We start from the raw sequence: 18,770 nt of genomic DNA, 5'->3' as shown, positions 1-18,770 counted from the left end.
GGGGATCGGATCCCGCGCGTACTTGGCCGACACCTGGGTTCCCGCGGCGTCCCGCGTCCCTCGTGCTCGCCTCCCGGGCCATGCCCCCGGCGCCACGCGCGCGCGGGGACGATCGCGCGCACCCGAACGGCGGACGAAGGGCAGGGATGCGTGAAGTTGCGCCGCACCGTTGTTCCCTCGCCCGAGAAATCGGTCTACACGGCCGCTCCCTCGAAACCGCTTACCTGCCCCGTATGCAGGACTGAGCCCGGAGACGCTCGTACCATGCCGATTCTCACCTTCCCCGACGGCAACACGCGGGAGATCGCCGCCGGCACGACCGGCCGGGCCGTGGTCGAGGGCATCGCCAAGTCGCTGGCCAAGCGCACCGTCGCCATGGCGCTCGACGGCACGGTCGCCGACCTCGACGACCCGATCGACCGCGATGCCCGCATCGAGTTCCTGGACCGCACCGACCCGCGCAGCCTGGAGCTGATCCGGCACGACTGCGCGCACGTACTCGCCGAGGCCGTGCAGGCGCTCTGGCCGGAGACGCAGGTCACGATCGGCCCGGTGATCGAGAACGGCTTCTACTACGACTTCCATCGCGAGACCCCGTTCACGCCCGAGGACTTTCCGAAGATCGAGGCGAAGATGCGCGAGATCATCGCGCGCGACGCGCCCTTCACGAAGGAAGTCTGGACGCGCGAGGACGTGCGGGCGCTGTTCGCCGGCAAGGGCGAGGGCTTCAAGGTCGAGCTGGTCGACGCGATCCCGCCGGGCGAGGACCTGAAGATCTACCGCCAGGGCGACTGGTTCGACCTCTGCCGCGGCCCGCACATGACCTCGACGGCCAAGGTCGGCACCGCCTTCAAGCTGATGAAGGTCGCGGGGGCCTACTGGCGCGGCGACTCGAACAACCCGATGCTGACCCGCATCTACGGAACGGCCTGGGCGAACCAGGCCGATCTCGACGATTACCTGCACCGGCTGGAGGAGGCCGAGCGCCGCGACCACCGACGGCTCGGCCGCGAGATGGACCTGTTCCACTTCCAGGAGGAGGGGCCGGGCGTCGTCTTCTGGCACGCCAAGGGCTGGACGATCTTCCAGGAGCTGATCGCCTACATGCGCCGGCGCCTGCGTGGCGACTACGCCGAGGTGAACGCCCCGCAGATCCTCGACAAGGCCCTGTGGGAGACCTCCGGCCACTGGGGCTGGTACCGGGAGAACATGTTCGCCGCGCAGTCCGCGGGCGAGGAGGCCGAGGACAAGCGCTGGTTCGCCCTCAAGCCGATGAACTGCCCGGGCCACGTGCAGATCTTCAAGCACGGCTTGAAATCCTACCGCGACCTGCCCCTGCGCATGGCCGAGTTCGGGATCGTCCACCGCTACGAGCCGTCCGGCGCCATGCACGGGCTGATGCGCGTGCGCGGCTTCACGCAGGACGACGCCCACGTCTTCTGCACCGAGGACCAGCTCGCCGACGAGTGCCTGAAGATCAACGACCTGATCCTCTCGACCTACGCGGATTTCGGCTTCGACCAGATCGTCGTGAAGCTCTCGACCCGGCCCGAGAAGCGCGTCGGCTCCGACGCCCTCTGGGACCACGCCGAGGACGTGATGACCCGCGTGCTGGCGCAGATCGAGGAGCAGTCGGCCGGCCGGATCCGGACCGCGGTCAACCCGGGGGAGGGCGCGTTCTACGGGCCCAAATTCGAGTACGTGCTGCGCGACGCCATCGGCCGCGACTGGCAGTGCGGGACCACGCAGGTGGACTTCAACCTGCCCGAGCGGTTCGGCGCCTTCTACATCGACGCCGACGGCGCCCGGAAGCCGCCCGTGATGGTCCACCGGGCGATCTGCGGCTCGATGGAGCGCTTCACCGGCATCCTGATCGAGCACTTCGCCGGGCACTTCCCGCTGTGGCTGGCGCCGGTCCAGGTGGTGGTGGCGACGATCACCGGCGAGGCCGATCCCTACGCCCGGGACGTCATCCGCACCCTGGAGCGCGCCGGCCTGCGGGTCGAGGCGGATCTGCGCAACGAGAAGATCAACTACAAGGTCCGCGAGCACTCGCTCGCCAAGGTGCCGGTGCTGCTGGCGCTCGGTCGCCGCGAGGCGGAGGAGCGCACGGTCTCGATCCGACGGCTCGGCAGCCAGCAGACCCGCACGCTGCCGCTGAGCGAGGCCGTGGCGGCCTTCGTGGAGGAGGCGACCGCGCCCGACATCCGCCGCGCCGAGGCCGTCGCCGCGACGGTCCCGACCAGCGACACGGTGCTCGACGGCCATCACGGCCCGCACGACGCGCCCTGACGCGCCGCCGATAGACGTCGTCCCGGGGGCCGCGCGGCGCCCCCCGGGACGTCGGCGCGGCCCGACCGCGCGGACCCGTCGACCGACAGAGTTCGCGCGCCGCGATCACCACCTCAACTTGAGGATGGTCAATCTCCGCGAAGATCGCTCAACGCGCACGACTTTCGTCAAGGTTGGCGAAAGGAATCCCATTCTATGAAGACCGGAGACTAATTTCCGAGCCGGCACGTTCCGGCGATCGCCCGACGACGCTGTCGGGCGTTTCGGGGGACCGGCCATGGCGGCGGAGGCGGGCAGGGCGGCGACGAGGCTGGCGCGGCGCCACCGGCAGGCGGCCTGCGCCCGGCGCCAGGACGGGCTCGGCCGCGGGCGCAAGCTCGGACCCGGCATCGTCCAGGCGCTGGACTCGCTGCCGCACGGCCTGTGCCTGTTCGATTCCGCCGACCGGCTGCTGTTCGTGAGCGACGGGTTCCGGCGCCTGTTCGGGCCGCCCGCGAACCGGATCCGGCCCGGCATGCATGCCCGGGCGGTGGGCGCGGCGAGCGCCGCGGGGGCGGTCCCGGCCGACCGGGATCCCTGCGGCCTCTGGGCGGCGCGGCGGCGGCTCCTCGCCCGGGGCGCGACCGACGCCGTGGTCCAGACGCTCGCGGACGGGCGCCAGGTCGCGATCACGCTGCACCCGCAGGCCGGCGGCGGCTGGACCGCCCTGTGGGAGGACGTGACCGAGCGCCGCCGGGCGGAGTCGCTCCTGCGCTACATGGCCCACCACGACCCGCTGACCGGCCTGCCGAACCGCCACCTGTTCGCGGCCCGGCTCGACCGGACCCTGGCCGACCTCGACGGCGCGCCCTGCGCGCTGCTGTGCCTCGACCTCGACGGCTTCAAGCCGGTGAACGACCGCCACGGGCACGCGGTGGGCGACGCGCTCCTGCGACACCTGGCCGAGCGCCTGCGGGCGGCGCTCGGCGCGGGGGATTGCGCCGCGCGGCTCGGGGGCGACGAGTTCACCATCCTGCTCGGCGACGCGGCGCCGGCGCCGGCCCTCGGCTTCGCCCTGCGCCTCCAGGCGCGCCTCGCCGAGCCGTACGATCTCGGGACCGGATCGCCGATCCGCATCGGCGCGGCGATCGGCGTGGCCTGCGCGCCCCTGCACGCCACCCGGCCTGAGGCCCTGGTGGAGCGGGCGGACGCGGCGATGTACGCGGCCAAGCGCCTCGGCCACCCCTACCTGTGGGACGACGCGCTGGATCTCGGGCCGGTCGGTCCGGGCGGCGCGGTTCCGGCCTGAGGCGGCCGGGACGGTCTCAGCGCACCTTCTCGTGCTCCGCGAGGCCCACGGCCCTGTAATCGTAGGTCGGGAAGAACTCGGTCCGGTACGCGCCCCAGGCGGTGTCCTCCAGGACGCGGTTGACCTCGCGCAGGCGGGAGGCGGGCAGCCGCAGGACGATGATCTGCCCGATCCCCATGACGACGTTCCACGAGACGACCTCGATGCCCGGCGGCGGGAAGGCCTTGTAGAAGCCCTGCTTGGCGAGTTGCGCGTTCAGCTCCGCCAGCGGGCGGGACTGGTCGTGGCGCAGGAAGACCGTCAGCAGCACGGCGTTGTCGGCCGTCGCCGCGGCGGATCCCGTGGGCGGGGGCGGCGCGGTCTGCGCCCCTGCCGGCCCGGCGGCGACGAGCAGCAGGAGCGCCGCCACGAGCGGGCCGGTCAGACCTGTTGAGCGTCGCATGCGATCTCCCGCTTTCCCGACCCGCGCGCGGCCGGGCCGTCAGCCGCCCTCGACATCGTAGGAGAGCCGCAGGCGCAGGCGGACCGCGCCCTGCTCGTCGCGCACGGCGAGCACGTAATCCTGCCGCTCCATCGGATCGGTCAAGCCCTGCGCGAGCCGCGTCAGGATGCGCACCGCCTGCGCCCGCGCCGCGGCGAGATCCGGAAGATCGAAGCCGTCGCGGTCGCGAACCAAGTTGGCGCCGTCGTGGAGGTCGATGAAATAGCGGGGCACGGATGCGAGCTCGGCGAGCGCCGGAGCTCGCAAGGATCTGTCTCCGCTGTTTCTACGTAGTTTCCGGAGGGCCGCAATCGGAGGTCGCCCGTGTCGCACCCCCAGACGCAGCCGGATGTAAGCCGGGACCCGCGGGCCGCCTCAGCCCCCCAGCAGGCTCTCGGCGAAATCGTCCGGGACGGTCCCGAACTGGCCGAGGATCGTGACGCCCTCGAGCTCCCCGGTCTCGTCGTCGGCCACGACCCTGAGCGCCGCCGCGCCCGGCATGCGGGCGGCCAGCGCCTCCGCCTTCTTGAGGGCGCCGAACTCGCTCTGCGCGGGCTCCTGACGGGCCGGCCGCAGGCGATTCCGGTGCAGCTCGAACGGCTGCACGAGGTAGGTGGTCTTCAGGGCCATTCCGGCCTCCTCGGCGCGGCGCGCGGTGGCGAACGGACCGCGGCGCGGTCCACTACAGGCTGCGGGTGGTCACCCCGAGGGCGAGCAGGGCGTAGGCGCCGATGAAGAACCATTGCCGGTGCGCCACGACGGTTTTTCCGACCATCGGGATGCGCGTGTAGAGGCTGGCGACGGCGAGGCCGATCAGCACGGCCGACACCAGGAACGTGAGCAGGCGCGGGGCGGAGAGCGTGGGCATACCCCATGCTCCGCCGGTACGCTTACCGAACCGTTACCGGTCGAGCCCGGGCACGAGGGGGCGGTACGCCGTCAACGGGCCCTGCGTTCCGGGAAGCAGGCCGACCTCGGCGAGCCACAGGACCATGATCGCTCCGGCCAGGAGCGTCGCGAGCGAGGCCAGCCGCCCGGTCCACCGCCGCAGCACGAACATGGCGACCACGACGGCCAGCAGGGCGATGAGGAGGGCGAGCATCAGCATGGCCGCGCCATGCCACGACCGGGGCGCCGCGTCACCGCGGATGACGGCGGAAACACCCATCGGCCGGCCCGGGCCGACTTCAAGTCCGCCAGATGCACGTTCTGGTCGTTCTGCAGAGCGGAAACTCTACCGCAGTCGATAGGCCGACTCGGACGGCGCCCGGAAATACTCCGCCGAAAATCGCCAGAAATGGTCGGCCGATCTCCGCGGCGGGCACCCCGATCATGCACCGGAAGCGGCCCGCCAACGGTTTTGTAACTTGCATTCAGTGCTCAAAAGTAGCAGATCCCGGGCGAGGGGCACACCAGGAATCTTACAGTGTCAGAAGAAACCACAGGGCCCAACTCCAACTTCATCGAGCTGGCGGGCGATATCGTCGCCGCCTACGTGTCGAACAATCCGGTGCCGGCCGCGGAGCTTCCGGCCCTGATCGCGCGCGTGCATGGCGCGATCAGCGGGCTCGTCACCGGGACTCTGACGGCGGAGATCGGGGCGGTTCCGCAGGCCGAGGTCGAGAAGCCGAGCGCGGCCCAGATCCGCAAGTCGGTCCGGCACGACGGGATCGTCAGCTTCATCGACGGCAAGACCTACAAGACGCTGAAGCGCCACCTGACCAGCCACGGCCTGGATCCGCGCAGCTACCGCGACCGCTACGGCCTGCCGGCGGACTATCCGATGGTCGCGCCGAGCTACGCCGAGCAGCGCTCCGCCCTCGCCAAGGCGATCGGCCTGGGCCAGCCCGGCGCCATGGCCGAGCGCGAGCGCAAGGGCCGCAAGGCCGCCTGAGGATGACGACCTCCGGGGGCGCCCCGCTCGGCGGGGCCCCCTCGTAACGAAGCGCCGCGGAGCCCGGCGCCTCGTGCCGCCGCGCGGTCCGGAGCCGCGCCGAGACCGTTGCATCGTCGCCACACACGTCCAGGACATCGCGGGACACGGACAAGCTGCCACACTCTGCACAAAGCTGATGCGCACGCCGGGGCCCGAGGATGCTACCGAAGGGATCGGCGAGATGAAGCGAGAGCAGACGATGACGAGTTCGGTCGTGCCGTTCCCGGCGCATATCGCGCCCGCAGTCGTGGACGAGGACACCGCGTCGATCATCGCCGTGCTGCAGGATCAGCTGGCCCTGGCCCGCGAGGGTCGCCTGCGCTCGGTGGCGGTCGTCTCCGTCTCGGCCGATGGCGAGGCGGTCGGCACGCAATGGTCGTGCAAGGGCTCCGATATCAGCAACCTGATCGGCAAGCTGACCGTCCTGACTCACGACCTGATGGCCGCCCGGAAGTGACCGGCCGGATCTGACGGGGCGGGCGCGGCCCGCCCGGTGCGGCGTTCCGGAGACGGCTCCGGCATCGGCCAGAAGGAATGCCCCGGATGACTCGCGCCCTGCTGTTCGCCGCCCTCCTGGGAACGGCGGTCGTGCCGGGCACCGCCCGGGCTGCCGAGGAGGCAGACGACACCAAGCGCGCGGAGACGATCCGGGGTCTCGTGCGGATCGTCGGCGCGCAGGCCGGCATCGTCCTGCACTGCCGCAAGCTCTACACCATCGACGACACGGTGTCCGAGGGCCTGTCCCGCACGGTCCGCCGAGCCCTCGACGCCGGCCTCGGCCACCAGCGTGCCCGGAACGCCATCGCCGAGGAGGGCCGGCGGGTCGCGGACGAGATCGCCGCGGTCGGACCGGAGCAATGGTGCGCCGACCAGCGCGACCTGCTCAACACGGACGGCGTCCGCGTCTTCATCGACTGACCGCGCCGGATCCCGTCCCGGCGGGGCACTCCCCGCGGCCGGCCGGTCGATGCCCCTCGTGAAGGGCAGCCCTGGCCGCGCGCGACTTCAGTCCTGTGCGGATCAGATGAGAGCGCCATTCCGGCCGCTGTTCCGCAGTGCAGAACAGATGAACACCTTGTTCACCGCGCTCTCGTCTGTCATGTTTCGACGACGGACGAGACTGAACAGATCAAGCCGGTCGCACTCGTCCGTTTACAAGAGCCCTCAAGGGCCGCGAGACCGGCGCATAGGGAAACGCCATGTCTCGATCGATCCTGCTGGCCCTCGCTCTCGTCGTCTGCGGGGCCGCCGTGACGCTGTTCGCCTTCCTGCGCGCGCCCCAGTCGAGGGAGTTCGCCGGGTGGGATGCGGCCTTCATGGGCGGCATCGGGGCCGTCGCGCTGGGTTTTCTCACCACCCTCGTCGAGGTCGTGACCGAGTAGGTCGATCCTGAGGCCGGTCACACGCTCCGAGCGGTCCGACCGAGGCCGTCTCCGTCCCTGCGGCTCCGTCGCCCCGGTCGCTCGGCGGGCGGCGGTGCTCCGCGCATCCGGCCTCCGGCCGAGCGCGCATGAAGAGCGCAGAATTCACAGGGACGGCAGCTTCCCGACAATTCGAGGCATTTCGCAAACCGCCCTTGAACCCGGGTGACCGATCCTGTCGGGCAGAGGTTCTCGAGGCGGTGATGTTCGAACGACGCAGCGCTCCACGCACGCTTCTCAACGAGACCGGCAGCATCTCGGTCGACGAGCATCGAAGCTTGCCGTGCATCGTCTACGACCGGTCGGCCGGCGGCGTGCGGGTCGCGCTCCCGGATGCCGAGATCGTTCCGGACAGCTTCATCCTCAGCATCGATGCGAGCAGCGAGATCCTCGTCTGCCGCGCCATCTGGCGCAAGGCGGAGGAGATCGGCGCCACGACCGACATCCCCGAGACGGCGCGGTCGGGCCGCGCGAACCTCTGGCGCGAACTCGAGGCGACCTGACAGGCGCCTGCCTCGGGTCGACCGGCGCTCGGCGCGGCCAGAGTGTCGTCGGCAGGGTCGGGGGCGGCGGGGCTGCCGACGCGCGTCACTCCCAGTCGATGTTGAGCGAGCGCTCGAAGGCGGCCGCGGAGAGTTCCTTGCCCTTCGGATCGGCGACCGTGATCTCGCGGAAGCCGCGCCGGGCCAGCTCCCAGGTCTTCTCCATCGCCTGCTCGTCCGTCCCGCAGGCGAACGTCATGACGCGCCCGGACGGATCAATCCCCTTGACGGTGAACACACCACTCTCCCTGCTCGCACCTCCCATATAGAGCCGCGATCCGCGTCGCGCCTCCCGCCATCGTGACGGAGCCCCGGGACCCGCACACGCCCCGTCGCGTTGGCTGCAGGCAGGGAGAGACCGCATGACGCGCGAGACCGCAGACCCGACGAGCCGCGGCCCGGACGCGCGCGAGGCGGACGAGCCTCCGGCGGAGCGCGTCAAGGCGGCGCCGGCCACGATCCCGACCGAGGATCCCGAGGTCGGCCTCGCGCAGAAGGGCAGCGGGGAAGAGGCGATCGTCCGGCGCGAGACGGAGATCTGACCGGTCGCGCCGACGCGCGGGCGATCCCTGGACGCCGGTCCATGTGCGATGCACAAACGGGCCGGCCGCACCCGGATGGCGGCCGACAGGAGACCACGCATGGCACAGTGCATGGCACAGTCGTCGGGCCACGAGGTCCCGACCCAGATCCGCGACGTCGCCGGGACCGGTCTCGCACAGGCCCGGACGGCCTTCGGAAGCGTCGTCGGAGCGGCGCGCCGCGCCCCCGACACGGTCCGCACGAAAGTGGTGCGAGGGCAGGATGCGGCCCGGGAAGCGGCGGCCGCCGCTCGCGACGCTGCCGGGGCGGCGTCGCACTGAGCGGGAGAGCCGAGCGGCCTCTGGGCGGGTGGCCGGCGGCCCTTCGCGGCGCTGCCGGCCGTGTTCGGACGCGGAGTTGGAGATGATGTACGGGGAGGTTGGTCGCCTGGCGGATGAGAGCCTGCGGCTGGGCCTGAGACAGGCCGAGAACGCCGTCCTGCTCGCGATGGCGGCGCAGTATGCGTGGGCGGATCTGTGGTTCGAGGGGTACCGCGCGGCGGGGACTGCCCTCAGCACCGCGCGCGATCAGCGGGCGCGGACGCGGCGCCTGATCCGTCGCGGCGTGGAACCGTCGGTGGCCGCGCAGGAATTGCACATCGTCTGAGCGTCGGCCGGAGACGGAGCCGCCCGGGGCGCTCCGTCTCCGGCAGCCGGCTCAGCGGCTCGCCTCGACGGCGGCCTGGACGATCGGCCGGCCGAGGGACGAGACCGTCCGATTGACGGTCGCCGGCGCGGCGACGGGCTGGGGCGTGGTGGTCAGATCGTGGATCGTGCGGATCTGCTGGGCGGGCCGGGCCTGATCGCGATAGAGCGGCGGCGTCAGGTGCAGGCGGTCGTCGGCGGCGGCGAGGCCCGTGAAGGCCGCCGAGGTGAGCGCGGCCGACGCGAGGATGAGGATCGTGCGCATGGTGCGTCTCCGGTTCGATCGCGGTGTCGACCGCGGGATGCGATCGACCAGCGCATGAGACCACGGATTTGTGCGTCGCGGCATGCGTTTTTCGCATTGCACCATATCGCCAGGACGGCACGGTACTGCAGTGTTCCCCGGGAATTCTCAGCCGTGAATTCAGGCACCGATCCCGCGCGCCATGCATTCGATGCAAATGAACTAAACTTCCACCGGCACGTTCTCAAATCAAACTTGAGGAGCGGGTGATTTGTTTTTCGCGCGCGCCCCCGAACCGATCGAAACCGCCGGGCGAGCGCGCGCGTTGCTGGCGTCGCGGCCCGTGGCACGAATCGGAAACCGCGGCGCCAGATCCGCGTCACACGGGCACGGTAGAACGCCCACATCCCGCCGAAGCACCCTGCGAAGCACCTCGAGAGCGCCGATGACGCCCTCCGACCTCGACAGACGAGCCGAACTGACCATCTGGCCCAAGGGCAGACCGGCCCGCGCCGCGGAGGGGCGGCCGTTCGCGACCCTGCGCGAGGCCCTCGCCGTCGCGATCGCGGCGATGGAATCCGGCGAGGCCCAACCCTGGATCATCACCGAGGCCGGCGACATCCTCTCGCCGCGCTGGATCCAGGCGAATTCCCGAGCGCGGGCGCCGCACTAGCCGGCGCCGCGCCGGAGGCGGATCGGATCAGCAGCCGATGCAGATGTCGCGGACCACGTGCTGGTGACGCTGGCCGGTGCGCTGGTTCGGGAGCTGCCCGTCGATCGACGAGAGCCCGCTGCCCAGGCCCCGGAACCGGCGCTCGACCGCCGGAACGGAGGCCGCCCTGACCGGAGCGGGCGGCTCCGCGGCCGCGGCGGGGGCCGGTGCCGCCGTCGGAGCGGGCGCGGGCGCCCCGTTGGCCATGCCGGGATCGGGCAGGGTCAGGGCCATGCCCGGCACCGGCGGGACCTGCGCGAACTCGCCCGCGCGCCCCGGCAGGGGCGCGACGACCAGAAGCGCGACGGCCGGGACCGCGACGACGCGCCGGTTCAGCGGATGCATCACACTCTCCTGCCTCGGGAGCCGGCACGCCACGGACCCCGTGCCTCTGGGCCATCGCCGGATTGGCGCCCGCTCCGATGACGGAACGGGGCCGGCCCCGGTTGTGCGCGGCGGAGCGGGGCGCCGCCACTCATCCATTCGGCGGAGCGTGCGCCGGGCGGCTCAGTAGGCCCGACCGTAGAAGGGCTGCGAGACTGGGCGATAGCGGTCGCTCACCGGCCACGTGTAGGGCTGCTCCTTGCCGGTGCGCAGGTCCGAGCGGAATTTCGGCTCGTTGAAGCCGATCCCGTGCAGGCCGGCCGTGCCCTTGGCGCCGTGAGCCTTCGGCCCGGCATCGCGCGCCAGGGCAGCGCCCGAGACGCCGATCACGAGAGCGGCCGCGAGCGAGACGCGGCCCAGCATGACGTTCATCTCTGTCTCCTGTCCCGGCCGAGGTGCCGGCACAGAAGGAACGGCAGCGGTTCGGCGCGGTTCCGGCCCCTGAGGCCGCTCAGAACCCCTGGCCGAGGCAGGCTTCGGCGAAGGGCCCGCCGCAGAGGTCGCCGGTCCGGACCGGCGCGGCCGCCGCGCCGCCGATGCCGGCACCGCCGATCGCCCCGCCGCCGGTCGGCAGGGTGCGGGCCGCCTGGGCGGGATCGTCCGCGGGCAGCCCGGGCGTCCCGGGGATCCCGGCGCCGCCCGTGCCGGCGCCGCCCGTCCCGGAAACCGTCGCGGCCGTGGCCCCGCTCGCGGCCGTTCCGGTCCCGAGCCCGAACAGTCCGAACAGCCCGAACAGACCGCCGGGGGACAGGGTGGCGCCTGTCGCGCCGATGCCCGACGCGGCCACGCCGCTGCCGAGACCGGCCGACGCGACGCCGGACGAGCCGGTCGCGAGCGAGGAGCCGAGGCTTCCGGCAGCGTTGAGGCCCGTGCCGACACCTACTCCAACGCCTGCGCCGACACCTGCGCCGACACCTGCGCCGACACCTGCGCCGAGGCCGGCTCCCGAGAGTCCGGTGCCCAGGCCGGGGGACAGGCCCGACCCACCCCCGAGACCGCCCGTTCCGAGGGTCGGTGTCAGGAGGCTCCCCGCGGTCGAGCCCAGGCCCGTGCGGGACGCGCCGCTGAGGCCGCTGCGGGCACCGGTGGCGCCGATCGTCCCGCCGGTCCCGAGGGTCGTGCCGGTGACGCCGGCACCGCCGGTCGCGGTGGATCCCAGGCCGCCGAGCTGGCCCGTCGCGCCCGAACCGGCGGTCGTGGCGCCGAGCGTCGTCCCGGCCGAGAGGCCGCCCGACGCGCCGATGCGGCCGCCGCCACCGCCGCCGCCCCCGCCGAAGCTCAGCTGGCCGGCATTCACGAGGCCGCCGGTCTGCGCCGAGACGGTCGGGAACTGCCCGGTGGTGGAACTGCCGCCGAGGCTCAGCTGGCCCGGATTGGCGACAGGGGTGATCGGCTCAAGCGATGCCGACAGGCTCTGGGCCCCGGCCGGGACGGCGATCGCCGGCAGCAGGGCGGCGGCGAGGATGGATCGCATGGCACGCTCCTCAGCGGGGACGGGGTCTGGCTCGGAAACCGGAGGGCGTCCGGCCGGTTCCGGCGGCGCGGGGACGCGGCGCGGCGCTGACCCGTGGGAGAAAGGAGGCCGCCGGCCTTCATGCTGCCGGAAAGACGGTGTGCTCTCGGCACCGGATCCGCCTGCCCCCACGTCCCGACCCGCGCCCGAACCTGCGACCGTGCCGTTGCCCGAAACTCTCGCCCAAGGCCTGCGCGGCGCCGGCTGGCTCGCCGGCCTCCCGGCCCTCGCGCTGATCTGGGCGAGCGCGACCCTCTACGCCGCCCCGCGGATCGCCGACGGCCTCGCGGCGCAGGGCGCGGCGATCGCCGCCGGCACGGCCACAGCCACCGGCGAGCCGTGGCTGCGCGTGGAGGCCGTCGGGCGCGACCTCGTGGCCGCCGGCGAGGCGCCGGACGTCGCCGAGCGCGCCACCGTGCTGTCCCGCCTCGCGGCCCTCGACGGCCCGCGCCGCATCGTCTCCGAACTCGGCATCGTGGAGACCGCCGCGCCCTTCCAGTGGGCGGCGATCCGCACGGGTCAGAACCGGATCGCCCTCGAAGGCAGCCGCCCGGTGGAGATCGGCCGGCGGGCCCTGGAGGCGCGGATCGCCGGCGCCCTCGATCCCGGCACCGGCCTCGACGACACCGCCCGGGCCGCCCGGGGCGCGCCGCCGGATTTCGCCGGCGCGGCCGCGTTCCTCGCGGCCCGGCTCTCCGGCCTCGCCAAGGGCGGGCGGGCGGCGCTCAGCGACACCGTGCTCAGCCTGTCGGGCGAGGCCCTCGACGTGCCGGCCTACGAGGCCCTGCGGGCCGCCCTGTCGGACCCGCCGGAGGGGTTCAGCGTCGGGCGGGTCGAGATCCTGCCCCCGAAGGTGGCCGCGTACCGGTTCGCCGTGGAGAAATCGGGCCGGGGCATCGTCCTCGACGGCTTCGCCCCCTCGGCGGCCGACCGCGAGGCCGCCCTGCGCGCCGCCACCGAGGCCGCCGCGGGCGGCACCGTGGAGGACCGGCTCCTGGCCGCCCGAGGGCTCGACCCGGCGATCGACCCGAAGAGCCTCATCGCCTTCGCGTTCAAGCTCGCCGAGCTGATCCAGTCCGGGCAGGTCGTGTTCCGGGACGGGGCGGTCTCGGTGACCGGCGACGCCATCGACGGGCAGGCGCTCCCCGACGCCGAGGCGCTGATGCGCGACGGCCGGCCCGCCGGCGTGGCGGCCGGGCGGGTGGCGCTCACGGCGCGGCCGCTCTCGCCCTACCGGGTGGCGATCCGCCGGACCGCCGACGCCGTGACCCTCACCGGCCACCTGCCGGACGCCACGACCCGGGAGCGGGTACTGGCCGCCCTGCGCCCGCGCCTGTTCCGGGAGCCGGTCATCGACCGCACCCGCCTCGCCGACGGCGCCCCGCCGGATCTCGGGGACGCGCTGGCCGCCGCCGCCCCGCTGGTGACGAACCTCGCGGACGGGACCGTCGCGGTCTCGGACCGCGCCGTGACGCTCACCGGCGAGAGCCTCTACCGGGAGGGCGCCGCGCGCACCCCCGACCGGCTCGCCGAGGCGCTGCCCCCCGGCTGGACCGGGCAGGCCAGCGTCACGGCGCGGGACGCGGCGGAGCGGCGCGACCCCGCCACCTGCCGCGCCGACTTCACCGCCGCCCTGGCGGGGGCGGACCTGCACTTCCCCGCGGGCGGCGCCGTGCTGACGCCCGCCTTCTACCCGACCCTCGACGCGCTGGCCGCCCTGGCGAAGACCTGCCCGTCGCTGCGCGTCGCGGTCTCCGGCCCCGCCGACCCGGCGAAGCCGCCCGCGACCCCGGCCGCGACCCCGACCGCCGGACCGGCACCGGGGGAGGGCGCGACCGCCGAGCCGACCCGGGTCGCCGACGCCGCCAAGCCGGCCACAGCCGCGCCGCCGGCCCCGGCGCCCAAGGAAGCCGTGATGCACGCGGCCAAAATCGCGGCCAAGGACGCGGCCAAGGACGCGGCCAAGGACGCGGCCAAGGACGCGACGAAGGATCGGAGCAAGGCGGGCGCGGCCAGGAAGGAGCCGGCCGCACCCGGCAAGGCGGCGGCGAAGAAGCCCGCCGAGGCCCCCGACGAGCCGCCGGTCGACCTGCCGCGCCTGCGCGCCCAGGCGGTGGTGGAGTACCTCCTCCAGGCCGGAGCCCGGCCGGAGCAGGTCACGGCCGGGCCGGACGGGCCGGCCGGCCCCGTCGTCTTCGCGCTGCTGCCGTGAGGGAGATCCGCTCCGCCGCGCGCCCGCCAGCCGGGCCGCGCCCATCCGCGCGCCCGGCCGCGCGCCACCATCGCGCCCGCAGGGAGGCCGGACGGCCGTGACGCTGCTGCTCGCCGGATTCTGGCCCGGGCTCGCCGGGGCGGCCGCGCTCGGCCTCGTGGTCGGCGCGCTGGTCGGCTGGCCGGACCGCCTCGCCGCCTCGCTGGGGCTCTGCGTGGTCGCGGGGCTCGTGGCCGCGGCGGCGATCGCCGGGTTCGTGCCGGGCCTGCCCGGCCTGTGGCTCGACGGCGCGGCCCTGATGCTGCCGGTCTACTGCGCGGCCTGCCTGCTCGGGGCGCTGGGACGCCGCCTCGCCGGCCGGACCTGACGGCGCGGGAACCTCTCCGCCCCCCGACGGCGTTTTTCCGGCAGAAAGGGCCCCAGGGCCCGCCCCGAACCCGGAGAGGCCGCGATGCCCAGGACCGTCGACCGTCCCCATCCCGCGCGACGCCGCGCCGTTCGCCTGCCGCGCCCCCGCGCCGGCGCCGCCGCCACCGGCCTGTTCCTGGCCGGACTGATCCTCTCGGCCGCGACGGTGCCGCTGGTCGAGCCCGCCGACGCCACGACCGGTGGCGGCACCGCGCAGGCGGCGCTCGCGACGCCGGCCCGCTGAGCGAGGCAACCCGCGCCCGCCCCGGAATGTTGTTCGCCCGGGCCCGTCCGGCCCGGGCCTACGGGGGGAGACGCGCATGGGACTGCTCGAATCGGCGATCGGCGGCGTGCTCGGTCAGGTGTTCGGCGGGCAGAAGCAGGGGTCCGGGGGCATGTCGCCCCTGGTCAAGGCACTCCTGATGCTCCTGCTGGCCAAGGGCGCCAGCGGCGGCTTCGGCGACATCTTCGGCCGCGGGCGCCAGGGCGAGCCCGGCCCCGAGGCCGACCGCTCCGGCGGCGCCGGACCCTACGGGCGCGATCCCGGCCAGCACCCCGCCGATGCCGGCGGGCGCCGTCCTCCGGAAGAGGGCGGCGACATCGGCGGCTGGGACCAGTACGGCGGCCGCCGCGACGGCGGCCCGGGCGGGCCGTCGGACCCGTCCCTGCCGCCCGGCGACTTCTCGGACCTCTCCGGCATGCTCGACGGCCCCGGCGACGCCCCGCCGCCGAGCCGCGCCACCCCGGACGGGCAGGGGGATCTCGGCGGCCTCGACGGGCTGGTCGACCGGTTCCGCCAGGGCGGCCTCGGCGACGTGATCGAGTCCTGGATCGGCCACGGCACCAACCGCCCGGTGGCCCCGGACCAGCTCGCCCGGGCGCTCGGCCCCGACACGGTGGACACCCTCCAGCAGCAGACCGGGATGGACCGCGAGACGCTGCTGTCGCAGCTCGCCCAGGCCCTGCCGGAGGTGGTGCACGCGCTCACGCCTGAGGGGCGGGTGCCGGGGGAGGCGGAGCGGCGGGGATGGTAGCCGGGCACGGGGTCAGGGGCCGCGCGGCGCGCCCGCCGCGGATCCCGATCACGACGGCATCCTGAAGGGCCCGGGCGCCGCGCGCGCTCGAAGACGCCCGCCGTCGCGGATGCCGCGCGGGAGGTCAGGATCTCGGTGCGCGCGGGCTCTCGCCCGCAGCGCGCACGGATCCGGACCCAGCGACGCGGGTTTCGGGAGCAGCCTCGGCGGGCACGATCGCCCGTTCGGAGGCCGCATTCCGCATGTCGGACGGAAGTCGGAGCGTCGGGACGAGGTGCGGCCGGTGTCGCGGTCGGACGGCGACGCGCCTACGCGACCCGCCGCATCACCAGCGACGCGTTCGTCCCGCCGAACCCGAAGGAGTTCGACAGCACCACGTCGACCTGCTTCCGCTTCGCCTCGAACGGCACGAGGTCGATCTTGGTCTGGACGGAGGGATTGTCGAGGTTGAGCGTCGGCGGGATGACGTTGTCCCGCAGGACGAGGATGGAAAAAATCGCCTCGACCGAGCCGGCGGCGCCCAGCAGGTGGCCGACCGAGCTCTTGGTGGACGACATGGTGGCGTTCGCGGCGGCGTCGCCCAGGAGGCGCTCCACGGCCTTCAGCTCCAGCTCGTCGCCCATGGGCGTCGAGGTGCCGTGGGCGTTGATGTAGCCGATCTCGGACGGCGCGATTCCGGCGCGCTTCACCGCGGCGGTCATGCAGCGGAAGGCGCCGTCGCCGTCCGGGGAGGGGGAGGTGATGTGGTAGGCGTCGCCCGAGAGGCCGTAGCCCACCACCTCGGCGTAGATCTTCGCGCCGCGGGCCTTGGCGTGCTCGTACTCCTCCAGCACCACGATGCCGGCACCCTCGCCCATGAGGAAGCCGTCGCGGTCGCGGTCGTAGGGGCGGGAGGCCTTCTCGGGCGTGTCGTTGAAGCCCGTGGTCAGCGCCCGGCAGGCGGAGAAGCCCGCGATCGAGAGGCGGTTCACCGGCGATTCGGCGCCGCCCGCCACCATCACGTCGGCGTCCCCGAGCGCGATCAGGCGGCTCGCGTCGCCGATGGCGTGGGCACCCGTGGAGCAGGCCGTCACGACCGCGTTGTTCGGGCCCTTCAGGCCGTGGGCGATCGAGACCTGGCCGGAGGCGAGGTTGATGATCCGGCCCGGGATGAAGAACGGCGAGATCCGGCGCGGGCCCTTCTCGTGCAGGGTCACGGAGGCGTCGTAGATGCCGCCGATGCCGCCGATGCCGGAGCCGATCAGCACGCCGGTGGCGCACTGGTCCTCGTGGCTCTTCGGCGCCCAGCCGGCATCCTTCAGCGCCTCGTCGGCCGCCGCCATTGCGTAGACGATGAACGGGTCGACCTTGCGCTGCTCCTTCACCTCCATCACGAGGTCGGGGTTGAAGGTGCCGTCGGTGCCGTCGCCGAACGGGACCTGCGCGGCGATCCGGCAGGGCAGGTCGGCGGATTCGAAGCCGCGGATCGGGCCGGCGCCGCTGTCGCCCGCGATCAGCCGGCTCCAGGTGTGCTCCACCCCGCTGCCCAGCGGCGTGACCATCCCCAGACCCGTGACCACCACCCGCCGCATGTGCCCTGTCCCGTCTTGAGGCGCCGTCCCGCCGGCACCGCCGCGGTCGCGCATCGTCCTAACTCGCTCGGAGGCAGAATCGGTCCCCGCGGGCCCCGTCACGACTCCGAGCCTTGAAACGCATAACGGCGCGGGGGCTGTTTCGCCTCACCCGCGCCGCGTCAAACCCGGTCCCCGGCGCCTCAGGCGGCGGAGTTCTTCTCCAGGAACTTCACGGCGTCGCCGACCGTCTGGATGGTCTCGGCAGCGTCGTCCGGGATCTCGACGTTGAATTCCTCCTCGAAGGCCATGACCAGCTCGACCGTGTCGAGGCTGTCGGCACCGAGGTCGTCGATGAAGTTGGCGCTCTCGACCACCTTCTCGGGCTCCACGCCCAGGTGCTCGACGACGATCTTCTTCACGCGCTCAGCGATATCGCTCATCGGTCTTCCGTCCTCGTCCTTCTGGTCTGTCAGTCTTCTCGGGGTGGTGCCGTGGCCGCGTCGCGCCCCTGCGGGCTTGTTGTGACGGGCCGGTGTCCGATCGCGCGTGCTTCTGAGGTGAACCGGCGCGTGAGCCGGGACGCCCCCGCCGGAGGGCCTTGGACTGAAAACCCGCTGAACCGTCAACCCCCTGTACGGCTGCGGGGCGTGGTAGCACAGGGTTCCAGCCCTGGCGAGGGCCCGTTCAGAAAGCCTTCATGGGTGTGGCACTTGCGTGTCGGCGGGGGTGATTCGCGCGCCGTTCCCGCCGGCCGGGAACCGGTATACGCGCCTTAGTACATGGCCATCCCGCCATTCACGTGCAGCGTGTGGCCGGTGACGTAGCCCGCCTCCGCGGAGGCGAGGTAGAGGCAGGCCGCCGCGACCTCCGACCCCTCGCCGAGCCGCCCGGCGGGCACGCGGGCGAGGATGCCCTCGCGCTGCTTCTCGTTGAGGGCGTCGGTCATGGGCGAGCTGATGAAGCCCGGGGCGATGCAGTTGACGGTGATTCCCCGCGAGGCGACCTCGGCGGCGAGCGCCTTGGTCATGCCCACGAGCCCCGCCTTGGCGGCGGCGTAGTTGCCCTGGCCGGGATTGCCGGTGCTGCCGACCACCGAGCCGATGTTGACGATCCGCCCGGAGCGGCGGCGCATCATGCCCTTCACGGCGGCCCGCGACAGGCGGAAGGCGGCCGTGAGGTTGACGGCGATCACCTGCTCCCACTCCTCGTCCTTCATCCGCATGAAGAGGTTGTCGCGGGTGATGCCGGCATTGTTCACGAGGATGTCCAGCGGGCCGATCGCGGCCTCGGCGGCCGGGACGAGGCCCTCGACCGAGTCCTTGTCGGAGAGGTCGGCCGCGACGGGGCTCGCGCGCTCGCCGAGCTCGGCGGCGAGCGCCTCCAGGGCCGCGGGCCGCGTGCCCGAGAGCGCCACGGTGGCGCCCTGCGCGTGCAGGGCCCGGGCGATCGCCTGGCCGAGGCCGCCGGTCGCGCCGGTGACGAGGGCCTTGCGGCCGGTGAGATCGAACATGCGGGACTCCGTCG

Annotated in this window: 28 protein-coding genes; 15 read left to right on the top strand and 13 right to left on the bottom strand. The window is 73.4% G+C overall.

Features of this window, described 5'->3' with window-relative positions; translation table 11 throughout:
* Positions 1–264: 264 nt before the first annotated feature.
* Both thrS and ABIC30_RS25675 read left to right on the top strand, forming a co-directional pair.
* Complete coding sequence (thrS, locus tag ABIC30_RS25680) at positions 265–2,292, top strand: threonine--tRNA ligase (protein WP_020095179.1); 2,028 nt, start codon at positions 265–267, stop codon at positions 2,290–2,292.
* Positions 2,293–2,569: 277 nt separating this feature from the next.
* Positions 2,570–3,580 carry a sensor domain-containing diguanylate cyclase gene (locus ABIC30_RS25675; RefSeq protein WP_020095180.1) on the top strand — a complete coding sequence of 337 codons (1,011 nt, stop codon included), beginning with the start codon at positions 2,570–2,572 and terminating at the stop codon, positions 3,578–3,580.
* A gap of 16 nt (positions 3,581–3,596) precedes the next feature.
* Here the strand turns inward: ABIC30_RS25675 and ABIC30_RS25670 are convergent, their stop codons facing one another.
* The 5 genes from ABIC30_RS25670 to ABIC30_RS25650 all read right to left on the bottom strand — a co-directional run bounded on the left by ABIC30_RS25670 (position 3,597) and on the right by ABIC30_RS25650 (position 5,169).
* Positions 3,597–4,022 (bottom strand): hypothetical protein, encoded by a 426-nt coding sequence (locus tag ABIC30_RS25670; RefSeq protein WP_026605248.1) that lies wholly within the window; start codon positions 4,020–4,022, stop codon positions 3,597–3,599.
* A 39-nt stretch (positions 4,023–4,061) separates the two neighbouring features.
* A complete protein-coding gene (locus tag ABIC30_RS25665; RefSeq protein WP_026605249.1) occupies positions 4,062–4,295 on the bottom strand; it encodes a DUF6894 family protein in 234 nt (77 codons plus the stop codon).
* 141 nt (positions 4,296–4,436) lie between these two features.
* The gene (locus ABIC30_RS25660; protein ID WP_020095183.1) at positions 4,437–4,691 is read right to left on the bottom strand and encodes a hypothetical protein; all 255 of its coding nucleotides are present in this window, start codon (positions 4,689–4,691) and stop codon (positions 4,437–4,439) included.
* A gap of 52 nt (positions 4,692–4,743) precedes the next feature.
* Positions 4,744–4,929, bottom strand: a complete 186-nt coding sequence (locus ABIC30_RS25655; protein WP_012318898.1) for a hypothetical protein — start codon at positions 4,927–4,929, stop codon at positions 4,744–4,746.
* A gap of 33 nt (positions 4,930–4,962) precedes the next feature.
* Positions 4,963–5,169 (bottom strand): hypothetical protein, encoded by a 207-nt coding sequence (locus tag ABIC30_RS25650; protein WP_026605250.1) that lies wholly within the window; start codon positions 5,167–5,169, stop codon positions 4,963–4,965.
* Between the two features lie 318 nt (positions 5,170–5,487).
* Between ABIC30_RS25650 and ABIC30_RS25645 the strand changes: the two genes are divergently transcribed.
* The 5 genes from ABIC30_RS25645 (at position 5,488) to ABIC30_RS25625 (ending at position 7,921) form a co-directional block, all read left to right on the top strand.
* A complete protein-coding gene (locus ABIC30_RS25645; RefSeq protein WP_020095185.1) occupies positions 5,488–5,955 on the top strand; it encodes a Ros/MucR family transcriptional regulator in 468 nt (155 codons plus the stop codon).
* Between the two features lie 223 nt (positions 5,956–6,178).
* Complete coding sequence (locus tag ABIC30_RS25640; protein ID WP_026605251.1) at positions 6,179–6,454, top strand: hypothetical protein; 276 nt, start codon at positions 6,179–6,181, stop codon at positions 6,452–6,454.
* A gap of 86 nt (positions 6,455–6,540) precedes the next feature.
* The gene (locus tag ABIC30_RS25635) at positions 6,541–6,915 is read left to right on the top strand and encodes a hypothetical protein (protein WP_020095187.1); all 375 of its coding nucleotides are present in this window, start codon (positions 6,541–6,543) and stop codon (positions 6,913–6,915) included.
* 281 nt (positions 6,916–7,196) lie between these two features.
* On the top strand, positions 7,197–7,379 hold the full coding sequence (locus ABIC30_RS25630) for a hypothetical protein (protein ID WP_020095188.1): 183 nt from the start codon (positions 7,197–7,199) through the stop codon (positions 7,377–7,379).
* Between the two features lie 242 nt (positions 7,380–7,621).
* A complete protein-coding gene (locus ABIC30_RS25625; protein ID WP_020095189.1) occupies positions 7,622–7,921 on the top strand; it encodes a PilZ domain-containing protein in 300 nt (99 codons plus the stop codon).
* Between the two features lie 85 nt (positions 7,922–8,006).
* Here ABIC30_RS25625 and ABIC30_RS25620 read toward each other — a convergent pair whose 3' ends face one another.
* Positions 8,007–8,225 carry a hypothetical protein gene (locus tag ABIC30_RS25620; RefSeq protein ID WP_210383195.1) on the bottom strand — a complete coding sequence of 73 codons (219 nt, stop codon included), beginning with the start codon at positions 8,223–8,225 and terminating at the stop codon, positions 8,007–8,009.
* Positions 8,226–8,322: 97 nt separating this feature from the next.
* On the opposite strand from ABIC30_RS25620, the gene ABIC30_RS25615 reads away from it, so the two are divergent.
* The 3 genes from ABIC30_RS25615 (at position 8,323) to ABIC30_RS25605 (ending at position 9,148) form a co-directional block, all read left to right on the top strand.
* Positions 8,323–8,502: a hypothetical protein gene (locus ABIC30_RS25615; RefSeq protein ID WP_020095191.1), complete on the top strand. Its 180-nt coding sequence runs from the start codon at positions 8,323–8,325 to the stop codon at positions 8,500–8,502.
* 99 nt (positions 8,503–8,601) lie between these two features.
* A complete protein-coding gene (locus ABIC30_RS25610; protein ID WP_020095192.1) occupies positions 8,602–8,823 on the top strand; it encodes a hypothetical protein in 222 nt (73 codons plus the stop codon).
* Positions 8,824–8,905: 82 nt separating this feature from the next.
* A complete protein-coding gene (locus tag ABIC30_RS25605) occupies positions 8,906–9,148 on the top strand; it encodes a hypothetical protein (protein ID WP_020095193.1) in 243 nt (80 codons plus the stop codon).
* Positions 9,149–9,199: 51 nt separating this feature from the next.
* Here the strand turns inward: ABIC30_RS25605 and ABIC30_RS25600 are convergent, their stop codons facing one another.
* Positions 9,200–9,451 (bottom strand): hypothetical protein, encoded by a 252-nt coding sequence (locus tag ABIC30_RS25600; RefSeq protein WP_020095194.1) that lies wholly within the window; start codon positions 9,449–9,451, stop codon positions 9,200–9,202.
* Positions 9,452–9,875: 424 nt separating this feature from the next.
* Between ABIC30_RS25600 and ABIC30_RS25595 the strand changes: the two genes are divergently transcribed.
* On the top strand, positions 9,876–10,103 hold the full coding sequence (locus tag ABIC30_RS25595) for a hypothetical protein (RefSeq protein ID WP_020095195.1): 228 nt from the start codon (positions 9,876–9,878) through the stop codon (positions 10,101–10,103).
* Positions 10,104–10,130: 27 nt separating this feature from the next.
* On the opposite strand, the gene ABIC30_RS25590 is transcribed toward ABIC30_RS25595, so the two are convergent.
* The 3 genes from ABIC30_RS25590 to ABIC30_RS25580 all read right to left on the bottom strand — a co-directional run bounded on the left by ABIC30_RS25590 (position 10,131) and on the right by ABIC30_RS25580 (position 12,000).
* Positions 10,131–10,487: a hypothetical protein gene (locus tag ABIC30_RS25590; RefSeq protein WP_026605252.1), complete on the bottom strand. Its 357-nt coding sequence runs from the start codon at positions 10,485–10,487 to the stop codon at positions 10,131–10,133.
* Positions 10,488–10,649: 162 nt separating this feature from the next.
* The gene (locus tag ABIC30_RS25585) at positions 10,650–10,898 is read right to left on the bottom strand and encodes a hypothetical protein (RefSeq protein ID WP_020095196.1); all 249 of its coding nucleotides are present in this window, start codon (positions 10,896–10,898) and stop codon (positions 10,650–10,652) included.
* 79 nt (positions 10,899–10,977) lie between these two features.
* Positions 10,978–12,000, bottom strand: coding sequence for a hypothetical protein (locus ABIC30_RS25580; protein WP_042672486.1), 1,023 nt, complete (start codon positions 11,998–12,000; stop codon positions 10,978–10,980).
* 199 nt (positions 12,001–12,199) lie between these two features.
* Here ABIC30_RS25580 and ABIC30_RS25575 point away from each other — a divergent pair, with 199 nt between their 5' ends.
* The 4 genes from ABIC30_RS25575 (at position 12,200) to ABIC30_RS25560 (ending at position 15,693) form a co-directional block, all read left to right on the top strand.
* Entirely contained in the window at positions 12,200–14,251 is a 2,052-nt protein-coding gene (locus tag ABIC30_RS25575) for an OmpA family protein (RefSeq protein WP_354456243.1), read from the top strand.
* Between the two features lie 97 nt (positions 14,252–14,348).
* Positions 14,349–14,618 carry a hypothetical protein gene (locus ABIC30_RS25570; protein ID WP_020095199.1) on the top strand — a complete coding sequence of 90 codons (270 nt, stop codon included), beginning with the start codon at positions 14,349–14,351 and terminating at the stop codon, positions 14,616–14,618.
* An 84-nt stretch (positions 14,619–14,702) separates the two neighbouring features.
* Positions 14,703–14,903, top strand: a complete 201-nt coding sequence (locus tag ABIC30_RS25565) for a hypothetical protein (RefSeq protein ID WP_020095200.1) — start codon at positions 14,703–14,705, stop codon at positions 14,901–14,903.
* Between the two features lie 76 nt (positions 14,904–14,979).
* Complete coding sequence (locus tag ABIC30_RS25560) at positions 14,980–15,693, top strand: YidB family protein (protein ID WP_020095201.1); 714 nt, start codon at positions 14,980–14,982, stop codon at positions 15,691–15,693.
* A gap of 308 nt (positions 15,694–16,001) precedes the next feature.
* Here the strand turns inward: ABIC30_RS25560 and fabF are convergent, their stop codons facing one another.
* From fabF to fabG, 3 genes are all read right to left on the bottom strand, one after another.
* Positions 16,002–17,264: a beta-ketoacyl-ACP synthase II gene (fabF, locus tag ABIC30_RS25555; protein WP_020095202.1), complete on the bottom strand. Its 1,263-nt coding sequence runs from the start codon at positions 17,262–17,264 to the stop codon at positions 16,002–16,004.
* Between the two features lie 182 nt (positions 17,265–17,446).
* On the bottom strand, positions 17,447–17,686 hold the full coding sequence (locus ABIC30_RS25550; RefSeq protein WP_007559070.1) for an acyl carrier protein: 240 nt from the start codon (positions 17,684–17,686) through the stop codon (positions 17,447–17,449).
* Positions 17,687–18,018: 332 nt separating this feature from the next.
* Positions 18,019–18,756, bottom strand: coding sequence for a 3-oxoacyl-[acyl-carrier-protein] reductase (gene fabG, locus ABIC30_RS25545; RefSeq protein WP_020095203.1), 738 nt, complete (start codon positions 18,754–18,756; stop codon positions 18,019–18,021).
* Positions 18,757–18,770 lie beyond the last annotated feature (14 nt).

This window comes from Methylobacterium sp. 1030, assembly GCF_040544715.1.
Taxonomy (GTDB): Bacteria; Pseudomonadota; Alphaproteobacteria; order Rhizobiales; family Beijerinckiaceae; genus Methylobacterium.
This window is presented reverse-complemented; position numbering and strand designations above follow the sequence as displayed.

Bases quoted from the DNA above. Each gene is read 5' to 3' on its own strand.
- ABIC30_RS25605 (WP_020095193.1), top strand. From the start codon at position 8,906: ATGATGTACGGGGAGGTTGGTCGCCTGGCGGATGAGAGCCTGCGGCTG.
- fabG (WP_020095203.1), bottom strand. From the start codon at position 18,756: ATGTTCGATCTCACCGGCCGCAAGGCCCTCGTCACCGGCGCGACCGGC.
- ABIC30_RS25600 (WP_020095194.1), bottom strand. From the start codon at position 9,451: ATGCGCACGATCCTCATCCTCGCGTCGGCCGCGCTCACCTCGGCGGCC.
- fabF (WP_020095202.1), bottom strand. From the start codon at position 17,264: ATGCGGCGGGTGGTGGTCACGGGTCTGGGGATGGTCACGCCGCTGGGC.
- ABIC30_RS25565 (WP_020095200.1), top strand. From the start codon at position 14,703: ATGCCCAGGACCGTCGACCGTCCCCATCCCGCGCGACGCCGCGCCGTT.
- ABIC30_RS25560 (WP_020095201.1), top strand. From the start codon at position 14,980: ATGGGACTGCTCGAATCGGCGATCGGCGGCGTGCTCGGTCAGGTGTTC.
- ABIC30_RS25635 (WP_020095187.1), top strand. From the start codon at position 6,541: ATGACTCGCGCCCTGCTGTTCGCCGCCCTCCTGGGAACGGCGGTCGTG.
- ABIC30_RS25655 (WP_012318898.1), bottom strand. From the start codon at position 4,929: ATGCCCACGCTCTCCGCCCCGCGCCTGCTCACGTTCCTGGTGTCGGCC.
- ABIC30_RS25550 (WP_007559070.1), bottom strand. From the start codon at position 17,686: ATGAGCGATATCGCTGAGCGCGTGAAGAAGATCGTCGTCGAGCACCTG.
- ABIC30_RS25675 (WP_020095180.1), top strand. From the start codon at position 2,570: ATGGCGGCGGAGGCGGGCAGGGCGGCGACGAGGCTGGCGCGGCGCCAC.
- ABIC30_RS25625 (WP_020095189.1), top strand. From the start codon at position 7,622: ATGTTCGAACGACGCAGCGCTCCACGCACGCTTCTCAACGAGACCGGC.
- ABIC30_RS25670 (WP_026605248.1), bottom strand. From the start codon at position 4,022: ATGCGACGCTCAACAGGTCTGACCGGCCCGCTCGTGGCGGCGCTCCTG.
- ABIC30_RS25595 (WP_020095195.1), top strand. From the start codon at position 9,876: ATGACGCCCTCCGACCTCGACAGACGAGCCGAACTGACCATCTGGCCC.
- ABIC30_RS25630 (WP_020095188.1), top strand. From the start codon at position 7,197: ATGTCTCGATCGATCCTGCTGGCCCTCGCTCTCGTCGTCTGCGGGGCC.
- ABIC30_RS25660 (WP_020095183.1), bottom strand. From the start codon at position 4,691: ATGGCCCTGAAGACCACCTACCTCGTGCAGCCGTTCGAGCTGCACCGG.
- ABIC30_RS25610 (WP_020095192.1), top strand. From the start codon at position 8,602: ATGGCACAGTGCATGGCACAGTCGTCGGGCCACGAGGTCCCGACCCAG.
- ABIC30_RS25585 (WP_020095196.1), bottom strand. From the start codon at position 10,898: ATGAACGTCATGCTGGGCCGCGTCTCGCTCGCGGCCGCTCTCGTGATC.
- ABIC30_RS25615 (WP_020095191.1), top strand. From the start codon at position 8,323: ATGACGCGCGAGACCGCAGACCCGACGAGCCGCGGCCCGGACGCGCGC.
- ABIC30_RS25620 (WP_210383195.1), bottom strand. From the start codon at position 8,225: ATGGGAGGTGCGAGCAGGGAGAGTGGTGTGTTCACCGTCAAGGGGATT.
- ABIC30_RS25580 (WP_042672486.1), bottom strand. From the start codon at position 12,000: ATGCGATCCATCCTCGCCGCCGCCCTGCTGCCGGCGATCGCCGTCCCG.
- thrS (WP_020095179.1), top strand. From the start codon at position 265: ATGCCGATTCTCACCTTCCCCGACGGCAACACGCGGGAGATCGCCGCC.
- ABIC30_RS25650 (WP_026605250.1), bottom strand. From the start codon at position 5,169: ATGCTGATGCTCGCCCTCCTCATCGCCCTGCTGGCCGTCGTGGTCGCC.
- ABIC30_RS25590 (WP_026605252.1), bottom strand. From the start codon at position 10,487: ATGCATCCGCTGAACCGGCGCGTCGTCGCGGTCCCGGCCGTCGCGCTT.
- ABIC30_RS25640 (WP_026605251.1), top strand. From the start codon at position 6,179: ATGAAGCGAGAGCAGACGATGACGAGTTCGGTCGTGCCGTTCCCGGCG.